This window comes from Pseudomonas quercus (assembly GCF_012033695.1).
In the GTDB taxonomy this organism is placed as follows: Bacteria; Pseudomonadota; Gammaproteobacteria; order Pseudomonadales; family Pseudomonadaceae; genus Aquipseudomonas; species Aquipseudomonas quercus.
Window position 1 is genome coordinate 343,218 of the sequence record NZ_JAAVJI010000004.1, and the last position, 17,595, is coordinate 360,812.

The 17,595-nt window shown below is 55.2% G+C and carries 20 protein-coding genes; 18 read left to right on the plus strand and 2 right to left on the minus strand.

What is annotated here, in order from left to right:
• The first annotated feature begins 104 nt into the window (after nt 1-104).
• The 18 genes from HBH25_RS10320 (at nt 105) to HBH25_RS10405 (ending at nt 14,407) form a co-directional block, all read left to right on the plus strand.
• Nucleotides 105-569, plus strand: a complete 465-nt coding sequence (locus HBH25_RS10320; protein WP_168083818.1) for a hypothetical protein — start codon at nt 105-107, stop codon at nt 567-569.
• Complete coding sequence (locus HBH25_RS10325) at nt 569-1,012, plus strand: YrhA family protein (RefSeq protein ID WP_168083819.1); 444 nt, start codon at nt 569-571, stop codon at nt 1,010-1,012. Before HBH25_RS10320 ends, HBH25_RS10325 begins: the two co-directional genes overlap by 1 nt.
• Nucleotides 1,013-1,208: 196 nt before the next feature.
• A complete protein-coding gene (locus tag HBH25_RS10330) occupies nt 1,209-1,568 on the plus strand; it encodes an SMI1/KNR4 family protein (protein ID WP_324616878.1) in 360 nt (119 codons plus the stop codon).
• Between the two features lie 176 nt (nt 1,569-1,744).
• Nucleotides 1,745-2,074 carry a DUF7716 domain-containing protein gene (locus tag HBH25_RS10335; protein ID WP_168083820.1) on the plus strand — a complete coding sequence of 110 codons (330 nt, stop codon included), beginning with the start codon at nt 1,745-1,747 and terminating at the stop codon, nt 2,072-2,074.
• A gap of 183 nt (nt 2,075-2,257) precedes the next feature.
• Nucleotides 2,258-2,575 carry a DUF7716 domain-containing protein gene (locus tag HBH25_RS10340; protein ID WP_168083821.1) on the plus strand — a complete coding sequence of 106 codons (318 nt, stop codon included), beginning with the start codon at nt 2,258-2,260 and terminating at the stop codon, nt 2,573-2,575.
• A 203-nt stretch (nt 2,576-2,778) separates the two neighbouring features.
• Entirely contained in the window at nt 2,779-3,387 is a 609-nt protein-coding gene (locus HBH25_RS10345) for a DUF1963 domain-containing protein (protein WP_168083822.1), read from the plus strand.
• A gap of 119 nt (nt 3,388-3,506) precedes the next feature.
• Nucleotides 3,507-4,082, plus strand: a complete 576-nt coding sequence (locus HBH25_RS10350; protein ID WP_168083823.1) for a hypothetical protein — start codon at nt 3,507-3,509, stop codon at nt 4,080-4,082.
• Nucleotides 4,079-4,522 (plus strand): SMI1/KNR4 family protein, encoded by a 444-nt coding sequence (locus HBH25_RS10355; RefSeq protein ID WP_168083824.1) that lies wholly within the window; start codon nt 4,079-4,081, stop codon nt 4,520-4,522. Before HBH25_RS10350 ends, HBH25_RS10355 begins: the two co-directional genes overlap by 4 nt.
• Before the next feature lie 78 nt (nt 4,523-4,600).
• Nucleotides 4,601-4,975, plus strand: coding sequence for a hypothetical protein (locus tag HBH25_RS10360; protein ID WP_168083825.1), 375 nt, complete (start codon nt 4,601-4,603; stop codon nt 4,973-4,975).
• Nucleotides 4,976-5,170: 195 nt separating this feature from the next.
• Complete coding sequence (locus HBH25_RS10365; RefSeq protein WP_168083826.1) at nt 5,171-5,512, plus strand: hypothetical protein; 342 nt, start codon at nt 5,171-5,173, stop codon at nt 5,510-5,512.
• A gap of 180 nt (nt 5,513-5,692) precedes the next feature.
• Nucleotides 5,693-6,676, plus strand: coding sequence for a substrate-binding domain-containing protein (locus HBH25_RS10370; RefSeq protein ID WP_168083827.1), 984 nt, complete (start codon nt 5,693-5,695; stop codon nt 6,674-6,676).
• Nucleotides 6,677-6,718: 42 nt separating this feature from the next.
• The gene (locus HBH25_RS10375) at nt 6,719-7,735 is read left to right on the plus strand and encodes a galactitol-1-phosphate 5-dehydrogenase (RefSeq protein ID WP_324616879.1); all 1,017 of its coding nucleotides are present in this window, start codon (nt 6,719-6,721) and stop codon (nt 7,733-7,735) included.
• Between the two features lie 34 nt (nt 7,736-7,769).
• Nucleotides 7,770-9,290: an FGGY-family carbohydrate kinase gene (locus HBH25_RS10380; RefSeq protein WP_168083828.1), complete on the plus strand. Its 1,521-nt coding sequence runs from the start codon at nt 7,770-7,772 to the stop codon at nt 9,288-9,290.
• On the plus strand, nt 9,287-10,285 hold the full coding sequence (locus tag HBH25_RS10385) for a sugar-binding transcriptional regulator (protein ID WP_178088919.1): 999 nt from the start codon (nt 9,287-9,289) through the stop codon (nt 10,283-10,285). Before HBH25_RS10380 ends, HBH25_RS10385 begins: the two co-directional genes overlap by 4 nt.
• The gene (locus HBH25_RS10390; RefSeq protein ID WP_168083829.1) at nt 10,278-11,765 is read left to right on the plus strand and encodes a sugar ABC transporter ATP-binding protein; all 1,488 of its coding nucleotides are present in this window, start codon (nt 10,278-10,280) and stop codon (nt 11,763-11,765) included. Before HBH25_RS10385 ends, HBH25_RS10390 begins: the two co-directional genes overlap by 8 nt.
• 3 nt (nt 11,766-11,768) lie before the next feature.
• On the plus strand, nt 11,769-12,791 hold the full coding sequence (locus tag HBH25_RS10395) for an ABC transporter permease (RefSeq protein WP_229631874.1): 1,023 nt from the start codon (nt 11,769-11,771) through the stop codon (nt 12,789-12,791).
• Nucleotides 12,792-13,187: 396 nt separating this feature from the next.
• Nucleotides 13,188-13,928 (plus strand): hypothetical protein, encoded by a 741-nt coding sequence (locus HBH25_RS10400; protein ID WP_168083830.1) that lies wholly within the window; start codon nt 13,188-13,190, stop codon nt 13,926-13,928.
• A 5-nt stretch (nt 13,929-13,933) separates the two neighbouring features.
• Nucleotides 13,934-14,407: a hypothetical protein gene (locus HBH25_RS10405; protein WP_168083831.1), complete on the plus strand. Its 474-nt coding sequence runs from the start codon at nt 13,934-13,936 to the stop codon at nt 14,405-14,407.
• Between the two features lie 250 nt (nt 14,408-14,657).
• On the opposite strand, the gene HBH25_RS10410 is transcribed toward HBH25_RS10405, so the two are convergent.
• Nucleotides 14,658-15,248: an SMI1/KNR4 family protein gene (locus tag HBH25_RS10410; RefSeq protein ID WP_168083832.1), complete on the minus strand. Its 591-nt coding sequence runs from the start codon at nt 15,246-15,248 to the stop codon at nt 14,658-14,660.
• Between the two features lie 86 nt (nt 15,249-15,334).
• Complete coding sequence (locus HBH25_RS10415) at nt 15,335-17,350, minus strand: M10 family metallopeptidase C-terminal domain-containing protein (protein ID WP_168083833.1); 2,016 nt, start codon at nt 17,348-17,350, stop codon at nt 15,335-15,337.
• Between the last annotated feature and the right edge of the window lie 245 nt (nt 17,351-17,595).

Genomic DNA, 17,595 nt, shown 5'->3' on the forward strand with positions numbered 1-17,595 from the left:
AGTTTTTGAAGGTTTTATCAACTGCTCAAGCTTAATACTAATAGATTATCAGGGTGCCTTAATGTTTGCAGGCTTACGCGACTAATCATAGCCTTGGAGGACGTATGTTTTACTATATTGATCCTGAAGTTGCGGGTGTGCTTGGCGAGAATACCGTCATGGACACTTCCCAGCACCTACCCGTTGTACATAAGCTGGAATACGAATTTCAAGGCTGGCTCGGTGATGAGCTTCTTGAAGCCTTTCCTTGTTTTATTGTCTCAAAAAGCCTAGGTGACAAGCTCATTAGCGCCGACCTGTCCGGCTTCAAACTGGATAAGGTTCAGGTCTCCAGATCCGACCTGTTTGACGAACTTAATAACCAGGATGTGCTTCCGGCTTTTCTATGGCTGAAAGTCACCGGAGAACCCGGGGTTCATGACTTTGGCCTAGCCAAAAATCACCGCTTGGTCATCTCAATAAGCGCTAGGCACGTTCTCGATGTATGCCGTATTGCTCACGCTGATTTTGAGGTGTTTAAGCGTCCGATAAATGATGTTGATAGTGCGCCTCCAGATGGGGTTTTATAATGGCACAGTTTGATTCTGTATTGAATATTTTGCAAAATTTCCTACCCCATCCTGAAGGTGCAGGCCTCAGTGAGATATTGCGCTTTTCTGAAGAGTGCCAGAAAGAACTGGGAAGCTTACCACCCTCCGATTATTTGGATTTTCTGAAAATTCACAATGGGCTTGCAGAAAACGGTGTGTTTTTATATTCAACCTACCGTACTCCACTATTGGACGGTTCCGGCCAAAACCTGGGATTTGTGGAAGTCAATCTAAATTGGAGGGATTTGGAGTGGATGAAAGACTACCTGATTCTTGGGGACAGCGATATGGATATCTATGTCTTCGAGAAGCGCTCCGGCGTTTTCCAGGTAAGGGATCGGCAAGTATTCGATAAAGTTTATGATGAGTTCTCTTCTTTTTCTGAGCTGCTGGAGCATATGGTCAACTTGATGGATTGTTAATGCTCCATATATACTCGAACTACACGATGTCGCCGCTGGTGTCACCCACGTATCGGGCAGGTAACGGTTTCTTGAGGATGGTTTATGAGTTATCTAGATCTGATAAACATTGAGATCGAGAAGAGTGGAGAGGAGCCAGCCCTTGCTGGTGGGGCGGAAGAGATGCTGATACAAGCCTTTGAAAAAAAAGCTGAATGTGAAATTTCCGCCTTCCTACAGAGCGTTTCTACAAAAAATCGGAGCCCTAGCTTTTGCGGGTGATACCTATTACGGTATTACCAAAGATGGACTAACGTCTAACTCTGTTCCCTGTGTCGCATTCGCCACGGTGAAAGCGAGGTTCCAGAACGATGCTGATGATGGGATGGTCGTAATAAAATCTTCCGGCTACGGGCCGATTTATTCCATAGACACTTCATCGGTAGACAGTAACGGAGAATCACCCGTTATAGAGACAGGGCTTTCATTCAAGCGCGATAAAGACAAAATAATAGTATCGCCGAGTTTTGAAGTGTTTTTTTCAAGCGCTATTAACGATGCCATAAAGGAGCTTTGATGGTTTTTATAGCTGATTCGAAGCATATATTATCAGTATAACAAGGGTTTTAAATGAAGGAGTGGCCGCATAGGCTATGGCTAGCTTCAGTAGTATGGACCAAACCAGTTGTCGAGAAAGGCGGCGTCAAACGATTGATGCGAAACCTATTTATCTTGTGTCTTCCACGGTGAAATATGATTGTTTATGATGATTTTCATAAGGTGTTCAATGAATTCGAAAGCCTTGATAAGTTTGGAACCTTATACATTAATAGAGAATCCTGGTCGAGAGCTCCCAAGGCTACAAAATTGTTCTTATTGAGCGGCGATGACGAGCTTGAAGATCTAGATGAAAATGGTCTTCCAGTACTGGCGGCCGAAAATGGACTAAATTTTTTTCTAGATGTAGAAATACTTCAGAGTGTGATAAGTGTCCAAATCGATATCAAAGAGAAATCGACTTTGGATGAAGTGATTTTTGCCATAAACTATTACCTTGAGAATGACGACTTCTATGACGCTTAAGGTTCTATGGCCCAAACGGTTTGCCCATGATCGAAGTATGCTAAAATACCGATGTCCAGCTTTATGAGATTTGGTAATAATTTGCTAACAGCAGTAGTCGGGGAGGTTACGTAAAAACCTATCCTGCTTGTGCTACGATTTGTGTATCAGGTAGACGTTAGGCCTAGGCTAGGGAAGATTTCAATGAGCTATAAAATCAAAGAAATACTGCTCAACGTTGGCACTATGCCAAACGGCTGGCTTTATTTGCCCAATACAGAGTGGACCTTGGAAACGGTAGGCGCTTTCTCGTTGGATAGCAAAGATTTTCCGCCTGGCTCTACAGACCATTTGCCGGATCAAGCTTTAAGAGAAGGTTGGGTAGAGGTTTTGGAAACGGCAATGATTGAAGACGTGATAGATGATGTAGATAGGCAATTGATTACGCCGAACGTTAACGACTATTTTGAAGCGTTTAAGTTTTTCTACGAGCATGACGCTTTTATCACATTTGATAGTTGATTTGGCTTTGAGGCGATATCGAAATGCATTCTGCAGTTAGCCTGGATCGTTGTAGTGTACGTATGCGAGCAGCGGTTCCTTCATGTACTTTCGGTAAGTAAAAATCACTGGAATATGCGAGGGGTAAGCTCCACAGTAGGTGGAAAAAAACCTCAAAAATAGTTAGTTAGGTCGCTAAAAGGCTTGCACAAGGAGGTATCAATATGATTCAGGTTAAAGAAATTCTGCCATCTGATGATTCTTGCCATTTGGGCTTAATGATAGGCGGCGACACTGCAATGTTAAGGGCTTGGCCCGTTAATCCAGACGGTGAACCCTTGCTGCTCATAGCCACTATACAGTGTGAGCCGTTTAGACAATTGTCAGGCTGTGATTTGATACCAAAGGAAGGCACTCTATACTTATTTTCTACGTATAGTGAAACAGACTATTTTCTTGAAAATGTCAGCTATAGTGGCAGTGAGTCTGAATTCAGTGCAATTATAAATGGCTATACGTGCGTGGTGCGGCAGGACGCTACCACGCCTATAGAAAGCCCGGCCAGGTCTATTCCGATGAGGTTTTTAAAGCTACAGGATAGATCTGTGACCCAAGAGGAGTACCCCGTATTTTCCATGGTCAGCTCCATTGTTCCAAAAGGAATTTATCTACACCCTGAATTGCAAGAAAATTACCAATTTGTTTTGCAGTTTTATTCTTCGGATTTCCCTGAGCCCTATGAAGGTATATTTTATTTGACTGACTCAGTCGGTTGTCTGTTGCTGAAAAAGGATGGATCTGGCGATGGATTTTTTTTCGTTCACTCGGGTTGAATTTGCTTTTTATGAAAATTGGTCAAGGCACTGATTTTCTATCCATTGCAACCCGAGCGTATTGAGCTAGCTTTAAACAGGGCGTTAAGCTAATTATTCCACCATCAAAGCACACGCAAATGAACCGTATTGTGTTAGAAAGCCTCGTTCAACGCTTTTCAACAAGTGAGCAAAGCCTTGGTCGATTGGCCCTGCGCACAAACCCTTTAAAAGGCCTCGAACTTTCACCGTTCGGAAAATTCAGCGGGGATATCGAACAATTTTATTCGCAACTGGAAATTGATCGCCACACCATGATTGGCGGTGATTTTTCCCTTCAGCTGTTTTCTTTGGAGGAATTGGAAGGTGCGCAGTCGGGCTGGTCCGGTTCAAACGATGAAGGCCTACTGTGGCGGGAACGCTTTGTTGTGTTTGCAGATAGAAATGGTGATGCATTGGTATTTGAGTCTGCTCAAGAGAACCCCTTCGTGTATGGCAGCATTCAGCAGCGAAGTTTTTATATTGCCCAGTCCATGACTGTTTTTCTGCAAGCCTTGTTGGCAGGAATTGAAATAGAGGAGGATGAGTTTTGCATGGATACAAGAGAGGAGGATATGGAGTTCAAGAAAAGCTTTATTGATCGAGTTCAAAGCAGGGTGTCAGCCATGGAGCCTGATTTAAGCACTAAAGGTTTTATGAGGTTTTTCTTTGAATGAACAACATGGAAGAATTAAAAAGCCGATACCTGAGTTTGTACGGCAACGAAGGCTGTACTCAAAACACTCTGCTCTCCATCGAATCTGCCCTCGGCTTGGAACTCCCCCATGATTTCAAGTCGATAGCGGAATTTTACAGCGGCGGTTCGCTTGGAGGCATAAGCCATCATGAAATTGCAGCGGCTGGTGCTGCTACGAACGTTGTCGATGAAACATTAAGAATACGAAATGCCGTTGGCCTTAGGAAGGGGCTTGTCGTGCTGGCTGAACCGCCGGTGAGCATTATTGTACTAGACGTTTTCAATACCCCAGCTGTGATATGGTGCGACGCTGTTGAAGTCGAGAACCTGAATTCCATGCGCTTTCACAACGCACCGGATTTATGGGATCGCTATTCAGATTTCTTCGCCTATTTATTGGACCGGGAGAGTGAAGAATAATAGTTCCAGATTAGGCTCAGAGTTTGAGCAATAATCCGCTTCAGCAGTTTTTTTATAATAAACGCCAAAGGGAATTCCATGCTCAGCAAACAAGGCATCGCCCTGTGCTTTCACGCTATCGAAACGCATGAGGGAGGTTATTATTTTTTCCAGCATACGTTACCCCAGAAAACCTATCACTACTCACTTAAAAGCGGTTCTGCACAAGACCTTATAGTCGCAGCCGAAAATCGAGTAGATCGCGATTTTGCTATTGCCGTGATGGATCAGGCGCCAAAATGTTTAGAGCCAAGCAGGCCAACTGTCTACGAGCTTGACCAAAACCACTACGGGTTCACGCACGCTATGGCGCTGCCTAGGCTGTGTATGAAATGTTCTGACGCGAAGGTCAGGCAAGGCGAAAACAGGCCGGGCCGCGCAGGCGAGGAAGCGGAGTTTACTGGTTGTAAATGAGCATTCCGAGCCTGGGCGGCCCCACCTGTTTTCAACGCAGCATCACCGAGTGTCAGGACTTTTCATACATAGCCTAGCACCTATCATCCACTCTTGGGCGCCATCCCTGCTGTAAAACGGCAAAGCCTGTTTCTGTGCATTCCCATCTTTCGTTGCGAGTTTTCAGGCACAGAAACCGTTGGCGAATTCAAACACATGATCGTTCACACGGTGCCTGCCTTCGAATGGGGGAGGGCCGCTCACCCGAAACTGAGTGTCTACTTTGATAATCCGAAAACAGGCGAAGGCGCACCCGAAAGCGGCGCCCTCATGCGCTACGCCACTCTGGTAGCCGCGCTGCGAAACCTCGATGGCGTAACAGACGGGTTTGTCGAAATAGAAAATTTCAACAGTGACATCCTGGAGATTCTCTCGCCCGCAGACGGCGTCTACACGGTTATTTACGATAGGCGCGATGAGTGTCAGCACAGCTTTGCTGACACCTTGAAAGCCCTTTCACGCTTCTGCGGTATGGACAGCGGACGCCCGCCGAAGTGATCTGATTAGCCTGCTCGGTTATCCCCCCGTTTTAGCTAGACCACAAAAACCCTCGCTCTTCGCCTTGACCACTCCCAGCCCCGCGACTAGGCTCGTTTCACAAATGTGAATATACATCACATGTGCAGGTCCTTAGCCGCACCATTGCCGACTTACAACAATAAAAAAGAGGCTTTCACCATGCTGCTGCCCCCTCGCGGTACCGCTCACATTCGTCGCGCTACGGCCTTGGCCCTTGTGTTATCTGCTGCCCTGGCCGGGTCGCTGCCTGCCCAGGCCAAGGACCTGAAAATCGGGTTCAGCCAGGTCACCCTGCAGTCTCCCTTTTACGTTCAACTGCGCGATGGCGCGCGGCAAGCGGCCACACAGGGCGGCGACACCCTGGTGTTCCTCGACGCCAATGGGGACATCAGCAAGCAGAACAACGACGTTCAGGACCTGCTCACCCAGAAAGTCGACGTGCTCATCATCAACCCCGTGAACCCGGACGCCGTCGGTGCATCACTGGAGGCTGCCAAGGCCCGGCATGTGCCGGTGATCGCAGTAGACCGGGCCATCAACGGCGAGGTGGCGACCACCATTGGCCGAGACAACGTGAAGATGGGGAACCTGTCTGGCAGTGCCTTGCTGGCTGCCCTTAAGGCCAAGGGCGTTACCAGCGGCAAAGTCATCGAGATTCAGGGCGATGCGGGGGGGACGGTGATGCAGCAGCGGCGCAAGGGCTTTCACCAGGCGTTCGACGGCAGCGGCTTCACCCTTATCGAAGGCCCCTATAGCGAATACATGCGCGCCAACGCGGTAACGGCCATGCAGGACCTGCTCCAGGCCAACCCGGATGTCAACGCGGTGGTGGCCCATAACGATGACATGGCCATGGGCGCTTTGCAGGTGCTGAAGGAGCGGGGGCGCCAGGATGTGCTCGTGGCGGGGGTGGATGGGCTCTCTGAAGCCATCGAGGCCATCGGCAATGGCGACCAGTACGTGGCCACTGCCTTGAATGACCCCACCTACCTGGGCCAGGTCGCCATCGACACCGCCCGCAAGCTCGCCGCTGGCCAGGCTGTTCCTCCCTTTGTGGACGCCGGCACCGAGGTGCTTACCAAGGCCAACGCTGGCCAGGTCAACCACACGTCCACCTTCGGCGAATACCGCCCGGCCCAATGACCGTGCACCGGTGACACGCCGTTCAACCAAGAGGGTTTCAATGTGAAAGCTGCTGTCATGTACAAGCCAGGTGATATCCGTGTGGAAGAGGTGGCCAAGCCAGAAGTGAAAGCGGGCCATGCGTTGGTGCGCGTGGCGGCCTGCGGGGTGTGCGGCTCGGACATTCCGCGGATGCTGAGCAAAGGTGCGCACCGCATGCCGTTGATTTGCGGCCATGAGTTCGCCGGTTTTATCGAGCAGGTCGGGGAGGGCGTTGAAGGCTATGCCGTGGGTGAACTGGTGACCGTGCCACCCATGATTCCGGACGTGTCCAGCGACCAGTACCAGCGAGGCTTCCCCTCACGCTCCGAGCAGTACGACTACTTTGGCAGCCGCCGGGATGGGGCCTATGCCGAGTTCGTGAACGTGCCCCTCACCAACCTGATCAAGGTGCCTCAGGGCATGGACCCGGTGGCCGCCTCCCTGGTGGACCCGGCCGCCATCGCCCTGCACGCCATCTGGAAAAGTGATTTCAAGGCCGGCCAGAACGGCGCGGTAGTGGGGTGCGGGCCCATCGGGCTCTTCGTGATCCAGTGGCTGCGGCTGATGGGCGCCAATGAAATTGTGGCCATTGATATTGCGGAAGAAAAACTGGCCATGGCCCGGAAAGCCGGCGCCACGCATACCCTGCTTAGCGGTACGGCCGACGCTGCCTTGCCGCGCTGCCAGTTGGTGGTGGAGGCCGCGGGCCATCCCAGCTCCATCAACCAGGCGGTGCAGCTGGCCAAGGCGGGCGGGCATGTGGTGTTTATTGGTATTCCGGTGGCTGATGTGCCTATCAGCACCGCCACTTTTTCCTGGTTCCTGCGCCAGGAAATCTCCCTGCATGGGGCCTGGAATTCGTTCTCGGCGCCGTTCCCAGGGGATGAATGGACAGCTTCCATCGCCAAGCTGGCGTCGGGTGAGCTGAAATGGCAGTTCATGGTCACCCACGACCTGCCCCTGGCCGAACTGCCTGGCATGTTCAAGCGGTATGCAGACCGCAGCGAGGTGGCGGCGAAGGTGATTTTCCGCCCTTGAACAATAACAAGCAGCCACTGCGGGAGCGTTATTGATGAGCCTATTACTGGGCCTGGACTTCGGCACCGGCGGTGTACGGGCCGGGCTGTATGACCTGCACAGCCACAAACTGGTACAGGTGGCGCAAGCGCCGTACGCTACGCACTACCCGCAGCTGGGTTGGGCGGAGCAGGCCCCCGAGGACTGGTGGGCCGCCCTGGGGCAGGCCTGCCGGCAGCTGATGGCCCAGGCCGGGCACCCTAAGGTGAGCGCCGTGTGTGTGGCCACCACGGCGTCCACGGTGGTGGCGGCCAACGCCAGCGGTGAGCCACTGCGGCCAGCGCTGCTGTGGATGGACTGCCGTGCAGGGGAGGAGTCCGCGTACACCGCGCAGGTGCGCCATCCCATGATCAACCATGGCGGCGACGCCGTGGAATGGCTGGTGCCCAAGGCCATGTGGCTGGCCCGCCACGAACCGGCGGTGTATGCCTCAGCACAGCGTCTCTGCGAAGCGGTGGACTGGCTCAATTTCCGCCTGACGGGGCGCTGGGTCGCCTCACGGCTCAATGCCAGCTGCAAATGGAACTACGACACCCAGCGTGAGCGTTTTCCCTTGGAGCTGTACGAACAACTGGGCGTGCCGGAATTGGGGGCCAAGCTGCCTCAGGAGGTGATCCCGGTAGGCGGCCCGATTGGCCCTCTGTGTGCCGACGCCGCCCGCCACCTGGGCCTGAGCCGCGATACCCTAGTAGCGCAGGGCGGCATCGACGCCCATGTGGCGATGCTCAGCGCGGGCACGACTGGCGCGGGCGAACTGCTTTTTATTGGGGGGACGTCGGTGGTGCAGCTGATGCACACCCCCCAGCGTATTGACGTGCCGGGCATCTGGGGGCCTTACCCCAATGCCTTGTTGGACGGCCAGTGGCTGATGGAGGGCGGGCAGGTGTCTGCCGGTTCAATCCTGCACTGGCTGGCTCATAGCATGTTTGGCCTGGACGCGGCGGGGCACCAGGCGTTGATCCGAGAGGCGCAGGCGTTGCGGCCTGGCTCCACCGGCCTGCTGGTGCTGGACTACTGGATGGGTAACCGTACCCCCTATCGCGCCCCTGATATGCGCGGGGCGATCCTGGGCCTGTCCCTGAACCATGGCCGTCAGGACCTGTACCGTGCCTCGGTGGAAGCCATTGCCTTGGGCTCGGCCAATGTGTTCGAGACCTGGCGCGGCCAAGGCATCGACATCACCCGCGTGGTAGCGGCGGGCGGCTTCCAGAACAACCCCCTTTGGCTGCAAGCCACCGTGGACGCCACCGGCGTGCCCTTTGAGATGGTGAGCCATGACAACCTGACGTTGATTGGCACCGCCGCCGCGGCTGCCTGTGCCCTCGGCCTGTTCGGCACTTTGCAAGACGCGGCCACGGCCTGCACCACCCAGGGCACCTTGATCGAGCCAGACCCCGCAGCCCATGACTGTTATGTAGAGCTGCTGGCACGTTACCGCCAGGCCACGGAAAGCGTGGCACCTATTACGTGCCGGTCCTTGCCGGCCGCCGTGAGCACTGTGAGGCCCGCCGCATGAACGATTGGACCAAAGCCCCCGAGGCCGATACTGCGGCCCCGCGCATGCCCAACGAGACCCAGCGCGAGGACCTGATGGTGCAGGTGGCCAAGCTGTTCTATGACCTGGAGAAAAACCAGAGCGACATTGCCCGGGAAACCGGCCTGACCCGCTGGCAGGTAAGCCGGCTGCTGCGGGAGGCCCGTGACACCGGCGTGGTGCGCATTGAAATCGTGGCCCGCACCACTCGCCTGCCGAGCCTGGAAGCGGAATTACAACGCCGCTATGGCTTGCGCGAAGCCTTGGTGGTCGCGGATGACAACGACGCGAGCGCCTTGAACACCGTGACCCAAGCTGCGGCCCGTTACCTGTGCAACCTGCAGCCCGCGCCCGAACTGATCGGTGTGTCCTGGGGGCGTACCCTCACCAAGATGGCCCAGTGGCTCACCCCCTGCTGGAACGAGGCCCTTAACGTGGTGCTGCTCAACGGTGCTATCAGTACCCATTCGGTGGGCGAGCCCAGCCATAACGTGGCCGAACGCTTCGCCCAGGCGGCCCGGGGCCGTGCCACCCTGTTGCCGGTGCCCGCCATTCTGGGCAACGCCCATACCCGCGAAGCCTTGGAGCAGGACCCCATCATTGCCGGAGTACTGCGCCTGGGCGAGCAGGCGCCGCTAGCGTGTTTCAGTCCAGGGGCGTTGTCCAACCGTTCGGTGCTGCTGGAGTCTGGGTACGTGGACGAAGCCATGCTCAAGGCGCTCGCCCAACGCGGGGCCGTGGGCGACATCATGGGCCGTTTCGTAGACGCCAACGGCCAGGTGGTGATGCCGGAGCTGGATGCGCGCACGCTGGGGCTGCGGCCCGAGGCCTTGCGTGACAAAGCGTGGTCCATGGCGGTCTGTGTGGGCGAAGCCAAGCACCGGGTGGCGCTGGCCTGCCTGCGGGCCGGTTATGTAAATGTGCTGGCCACGGATGCCGCCACCGCCCGCTTTCTGCTGGAGCAGCCTCATGACTGAACTGGCCCTGGAACTGCGGCACCTGTCCAAGCGCTTCCCGCCGAACGTGGTGGCGCTCACCAATGCCAGCCTGTGCCTGGCCCCCGGTGAAGTGCATTGCCTGCTGGGCGCCAACGGTGCGGGCAAGAGCACCTTGCTCAAGATCGTGGCCGGGGCCCACCGCCCGGATGGCGGCGAGCTGTGCGTGGGCGGGCACGTGCGCTCGTTCAAGCGCCCGCAACAGGCGCGGGAGGCGGGCATTGCCATGATCTACCAGGAGCTTGATTTGGTGGGGCAGATGACCGTCGAGGAAAACCTGATGCTGGGGTATACGCCGCACCGGTTCGGCCTGGTGTCCCGTGCCCGCCGCACGGCCAAGGTCAAGCAGGCCCTGGCCCGGGTGGGCGCCACGTTCAGCCCGTCGGCCCGGGTGGAAACCCTGTCCATCGCCAACCAGCAATTGGCGGCCATTGCCCGGGCGCTGACCTGCGAAGCGCGGGTGCTGGTAATGGACGAGCCGTCGGCAGCCTTGAACGAGACCGAGCTGAAACAGGTATTCCAGGTGATTCGTGAGGTCACCGCCAGCGGCGTGGCCGTGCTGTATGTGAGCCACCGGCTGAACGAAATTCGGGAGATCGGTGACCGGGTCACGGTGCTCAGGGGCGGGCGTACGTTGGATACCTTGGCGCTGAGCCAGGTGGACGACACCGCCTTGGTAGCGGCCGTGGTGGGAGAACACCGTGAGTTACTGGAACGGGCCGCACGTACGCCACCTCGCCCGGCGCTGGCCCTGCAGGTCACGCGGTTGCAGGGGGCACAAGGCCTGGACGTGCAAGGGCTGGAGGTGCGCGAGGGCGAGATCGTCGGCCTGGCCGGCCTGAACGGTGCCGGTCGCAGCAGCCTGTTGATGGGGCTGTTTGGCGCCAGCAAGGTGGAGGCGCAGGTACACCTGTTCGGCCAGCCTTACAGCGTTCACAGCCCACGGCAGGCCATCAGCCGGGGGGTAGGCCTGGTGCCGGAAAGCCGCAAGACCCAAGGGCTGTTGCTGGATGCTTCCATCTACCAGAACGCCACCCTGGTACACACCCGCCACCTCACCTGGTTTTCCCATACACAGGCCCGGCAGCGCAGCGAACCGGTGCTCAAGCGGCTGAACACGCGGTTCGGCCAGCTGGAACAACCGGTACGGCAGTTGTCAGGGGGCAACCAGCAGAAGGTGGTGATGGCCAAGTGGGTGATCGATGGCGCCCGCTTGCTGTTGCTCGACGAACCCAGCCGAGGGCTGGATGTAGGCGCCAAAGCCGACCTGTATGCGCTGGCCCGGTCCGTGGCCGAGGAGGGCGCCGCCGTATTGGTGGCCAGCAGCGAACTGGAAGAGCTGTACGTGAACTGCGACCGCATCTGGGTGATGCACGAAGGCCGCAACGTAGCCTGCTTCGACCCCGCCGAAGCCAGCCGCGATCAGATCGAGCATGCCATTCTCATGGGAACAAGGGCCTGAATCATGACCACCACCAGCAAACACCTGCCGTCCTCACCTGCCATGCTGCCCGCGCTCCAGCGCAACACTGTGCTGGAGTGGGTCATGCGCTACAACTTCGTGTTTATCTTCCTGTTTGCCGTGGCCGTGGCGACTTTTCTATCCAAGGACTTTCTCACGTTCAGCAACATCGCCAACCTGTTCCAGCAAGGGGCCATTGTGGGGATCGTGGCCATTGGCATGACCTTCGTGATCCTCACCGCCAACATCGACCTCTCCGTGGGCAGCCTGTGTGCTTTGGGCGGCATACTGGTGTCGGTGTTGCTCCAGCAACAGGTGAGCGGTTGGCTCGCCGTGCCGGCCACACTGCTAGCAGGCCTGCTGATCGGCACCCTGATGGGCAGCATCACCGTGTTTGGCAAGGTGCCCAGCTTTATCGTGACCCTGGCCGGCCTAGTGTCCCTGCGAGGCCTGACCTTCCTGGCGTCCGATGGCGCCCCCATCGGCGGGCTGCCCCAAGGCTTTACCCGCATCGGCTCGGCCATGGTGGACATTATCCCCAGCGCAGGCATCGCCTTCCCGGTGCTGGCGCTGGTGTTCCTGGCCATCGCCCTGGTGGCGTGGCTAGTGCTGCGCTACACCGTGTTCGGGGAATATGTGCTGGCCACCGGCGGCAACCTGGAGGCCGCACGGCTGTCCGGCGTACCTGTACGGGCGGTGACCATCGCGGTGTTTGCCATCTGCGGGGTGCTGGCGGCGTTCGGCGGTGTACTGATGACCTCACGCTTGCACGTAGGCCAACCCACCGCCGCCCAGGGCCTTGAGCTGGACGCCATCGCCGCCGTGGTGCTGGGTGGTACCAGCCTGTTCGGCGGCCGGGGCAGCGTGCTGGGCACGGCGGTGGCGGTGATGCTGTTGCAGGTGCTACGCAATATTTTCAACCTGCTGGGGCTGGGGTCGTTCTACCAGATGGCAATCACCGGCGTGATCATTGTGCTGGCGATTCTGCTGAACAGGTTGATTGATCATTATGCGGGGCGGACGTGAGGTGTTGTGCTGCGCACCGCATGCCAGAGTAGCCTTCTCCGCACATTGAAGTGGGAGCAGCGAAAGCAGGCGGGTTTGTCATCAATGCCCTGTGTCGAAACAATCTGCGACAGTTTTAGGCCAGTGCGTATCAATACACAGATACGGGCTACTTAGCGAGAATGCACCCATAGGTCGTGGTTGCAGTAAAAAGCCCAGATCGCTGCAAAAATTGCAGAACTTTGCTGATAAATGCTCTTTTTAATGGCGGATTAAAAAAGTGTTAGTGCGCTTAGTGTATGAGCGGAACGTGCCTTTCGATAGGGCACTGTTGCGCCCTTAGGGGGGTGCATATCAGGGCATTCATGCGTACCCTAAGCACCCTCACTCAGCGCTAGCCACAAGGAAGACTACCTAATGAGCAATGAGCACTCGCCTGACTTCACCAAAGTTCCAGCTGGCATGCTGCCGTTCCCGCCTGTTGAAGATGTGTTTGTTACCGATCAGCTAGAGCTGGCCGACCATCTGCACCCCTTGTTCAGCCTTGATATCAGCACGGTGAACCCTGAATGGTCGGGCGTGCTGCATATGCTCAGTCCATTAGAGCCCTATGATGGCTTCGTGGGAGAAATGACCGAATGGGAGGGCTACCACGGCGAATTGCTCAAGAACAACTGGATCGGTTTTAAAGTCGAGCAAGGGCGCTACCGCTTGTGCGGCGATCCACGCTATTTTTTTCTACACCAAGATAATGCACAGCTCCCTGATCCCCACCCGGAGGCCAGAGCAGACCTACAGCGGCACTATGCCGATCAACACCATGTGTTCGCTTGTACTGCCGAGAGGTTTAAGGCCAGCGGTGTGCTTGCGAGTCAAGATGATGAGCTTTCATATCCAACAGAGTTTGTAACTCAGCTAGGGGGTGAGGTCAATGGTGGCGCCAATTGGGTAGAAGCAGTGGAGTTTCCAATGCACATAGTGGAGCTTGATCCTGATACCGGAGATTCAAATGTCTACCCTTTGAGCCCTGCAGGTAATCGGTTTTTCCATGTGGCAAGCGTTCCGGGCTGGCATTACCGGTCGGCAGGTGCAGATCTTATCATCATGTTCTACGAGCCGATTGAAGGCCTGGTACTGTTTACCTTCGATTACAGCTGAAGCGCATGAAAAAGACTGATTTTAAAACTATTATAGGCAATGTCAAAAAGTATCTTTCTATTCTCTTTTTGCTATGCTTTGTAGGTGCCCTTGTTTACGCGTACCTGTATAAGCCGGAGTTTCCATCTAAAATAGTCTTGAAGCAAGGATTTATTCCAGGGCAGTTCATCTACGTTGTTCAAGATGCTAGAGATCGGGGTGAGCCCATAAGCTTGCGCCTATATGTCAATGACAGTGGTGTTAAGAATAATGAGTCAATGAATATGATCCTGGGCAGAACTCCGCCTTTCCTGGTAACGGATACTGATCTAAAAGATCTGGAAATCCAGCATGTCTCAAATGGCCTGCACATCCGGCTCAAAGGCGCCGTGTCTATTTACAGCAGTAATCTTCACTTGAAAAATGGTGATACTTTCACTAACTACTATGTAAGCCTTGAGCAAGTCGATACGCGACCGCCACTGCCAAGCGGGCGGTAAATTGTTCAAAGAGGTAACTACTGTGCAGGTAATAGCGGCAACCCACCAACATTGTTGCAGATCATCGTCTCACACCCTTCTCGTAAGCATCATCTAGTGAGGCAGGTGGTGGTGACTTCACAGTCATCACCGCATCAAACGTACTGGGCTCAAAATGCTCTTAGTTATGGTCTACAGCATGAATTTGCCTATTGCCACGGCCTTAATTTGCGTGGCATTTGGGTCTCAAGAACTTACATTAAATTAATGATCACGTTTCTTCTTCGTAAACGAACGCATAGCCATCATCGATCAGGTGTTGAAGGTAGTCGTCAAAGCTCTGCGCAATAACTTTATAACTGTCAGGGTCATGAAGGAACCGGATAACCTGACCAACCGTTCCACCAGGCGCCGGGTCGAAGTCTATGTAAAGCCTTGAAGTGCCTCCATTGTTCATGCAGTTGGAAAAACATAGCCGCTTGCTCATGGGGAGTGTGCTAACAATACATGGGTCAATCAGGTCGGGGTATTCATCCAGGTAGCCCTCATAGATCTGCGCGATGCTTTCAGTCTCCAAACGGGTTTCTTCAAGCATTTGCTGTGCGGAGCTGAGGTAGTAGGGGTATTGGAATACATCCGAGCCGAGTATCAATACAGTGATTTCGCCGCCGGGGTAATCTCTGTAATGTGTTCCATCTATTTCGCTAAGCAATTCCAGCAGGCTTGCCGGGCACAGAGGGTAACGCTCAGTAAGTTGTTGCAGGTCTGAAACCGAAGCGCCATGGGCCAGGTTGAGTTGATCGAGGTCTTCGGCCGGCAATAGTTTACGCAAGCCGGTAAGGTACGTGTTTACGAGTGACATGACCGTAATCCTTGCTGCATCAATAGGCTTCGAAGCGAAGCACTTCGTTGAAAAAGGTACTGCTGGCCTGTCACCCTGGCTGATACCTAAACGTGCTCCGCCGGCACACCAATGGCCACCAGCTCCGTTACGCTATCGCTGAACTGGAAGTTGGACGCGTGCAAGCTGTCTTTCAGGTCGCCGACCAGCGATACCTCGAACCGGTGCCCTTGAGCATCCGCAGTCAAATCCTTGATAAAGGTGCGCTGCAGGCTCGCGTTATAGCTGACCAGAAGTGTGCCGTCCTTACCATCACCCAAACCCGTGAACCCGAGCGCGGAGACATCCAGACGATCTTCCGCGGTACTGAAGTCGGTGATGAGGTCCGCATGGCTGGTGCTGGCGTCCCGGTAGCTGTCGCTGGCCGAGACGAAGCGGAACACATCATGACCGCTGCCCCCACTAAGCAGGTCACGGCCTTCGCCGCCAATGAGTACATCGTCATCGGCGCCCCCGTTCAAGCGATCGTCCCCCGCTAAGCCCGAAAGGACTTCCTTGACCGCAGAGCCCTCTAGGGTGTCGCGTCCACTGCTGCCCTGGATATTCACGGGTTTGAACAACACGTTGCTTTCGTCGAGCTGACCAAGGTAGTTGCCGTTGAGTATCAGTTCAAAGCGGTTACCGGCGGCATTGTAGTCGTAGCTTTTGAGGAACGTCTGGTTATCCTTGAAACCAATCGCCAATGTACCGTTGTGGCCATTTCCAATCCCACTGAAGCCCAGCCCGATCAGGTCGATGCGGTCTTCATTGGCATGAAACCAGATCAGCGTATCGCTGGCGGCGGTAGTAGCGGTACGGTAGCTGTCTTCTACCGACACGAAGCGGAACACATCCGCGCCGTTGCCGTCATAATGCCTATCGCGGCCGCCATTGCCCTGGTACACATCATCTCCGTCATACCCACTCAATATCTCGTCAAGGTCCCCGCCTTGAAGCAGGTCGTTGTTGTTCGAACCATCGATGGACAGCTCCTCCTCGCTACTGAAACTGGTGTCGGCCTGACCTTCCGGGGTAACACGAACCAAGCCAACATCACTGTTGAAGTCGATAGTGTGGCCGTTGCCCATGTCGCTCACGCCAGCGATCAACAACTTGCCATTGTTTAGAACGGTAACTGAGCGGGCAGAATCATAGGCACCCTGCGTATCGATACTGGCTACGCCATTGGCGCCGAAGCTGCTGTCGTATTGACCGTCGGCACTAAGGCGCACCACTTGGAAATCAGCGTGACTGTCGTTGCTACCGACCAGTACGATCTTGCCATCCCCCTGTACGGCCAGGGCGCCGTGAACGTCAGACAAAACGTTATTGCTGAACATCACCTTGCCTGCTTCGCCAAAGCTGCTGTCCAGTGTGCCGTCGGCGTTTACTCGGGCAATTCCATAATGGTTGCCACTGCCGCTGTCGAAGGTGCCAGCCAGGAGAAACTGACCGTTGCCCAGAGCTACCGAATCGACCTCGCCACTAAAACTCAGCCCTGCGGCCAGGTTCGCCACGCCTTGATTGCCGAAGGTCTTATCCAGGGTGCCATCGGCATTGAGCTGAACGAGTACCGCCCCCTGATCGCCGCTTTGGCTAATCAACAGCTTGCCAGCAGCGTTCACGGTTACTTGGGTGCCTTCACTGCCCAAGCCCGCCGGGATGTTGGCCTTTGCGTTTGCATTGAATGCCGTATCAGCCGTACCGTCTGCCAGTAGCCGAGTCAGCCCAAAACTATCGGTGCCGTTATGGTGGGCAGGGGTCTGCACCAGCAACGAACCGTCGTTTTGCACGGTTAGGCTGTATCCTTTGGCAATGGGAACCTCAGCGCTGATCAACTGGCGCCCGTCAAAGCCATAGTCTGTATCCAGCAGGCCGTTGGGGTTAAAGCGTACCACTGAGTAGTTATAATCCGTCTCGGAAGCACCCTCGTAGTAGCTGAACCCAGCGACCAGAATTTTCCCGTCAGCCTGCACGGCGATGCTTTGATTGATATCCTCAAAACCTGCTACGTCCACAATAATGCTACTGGGGTTATAGCGGTTGAGGATGCTAGCGTTTTGCAGATTTTTGTCGGGCGTCATGATTAGAGTCTTTAGAAGTGGAGGGCTGTTATCCAACGGTATGCTTACCCTAGCTGCTTTTTCGCAAGGCGCCAGAAGTGCTAGGCGGGGCGCATGAAGCGTTCACCCGCCCAAGGCGATAAGAACAGCCCATGTGCTTCTTTCTCAAGTACCTACCGGCATAAAACGGTTGTGACTCTTTCCAAATGTGTGTGTAATTCGCGCACTTCTTCAGGGATGAAGGCCGATCGACTAGTACACAGTGC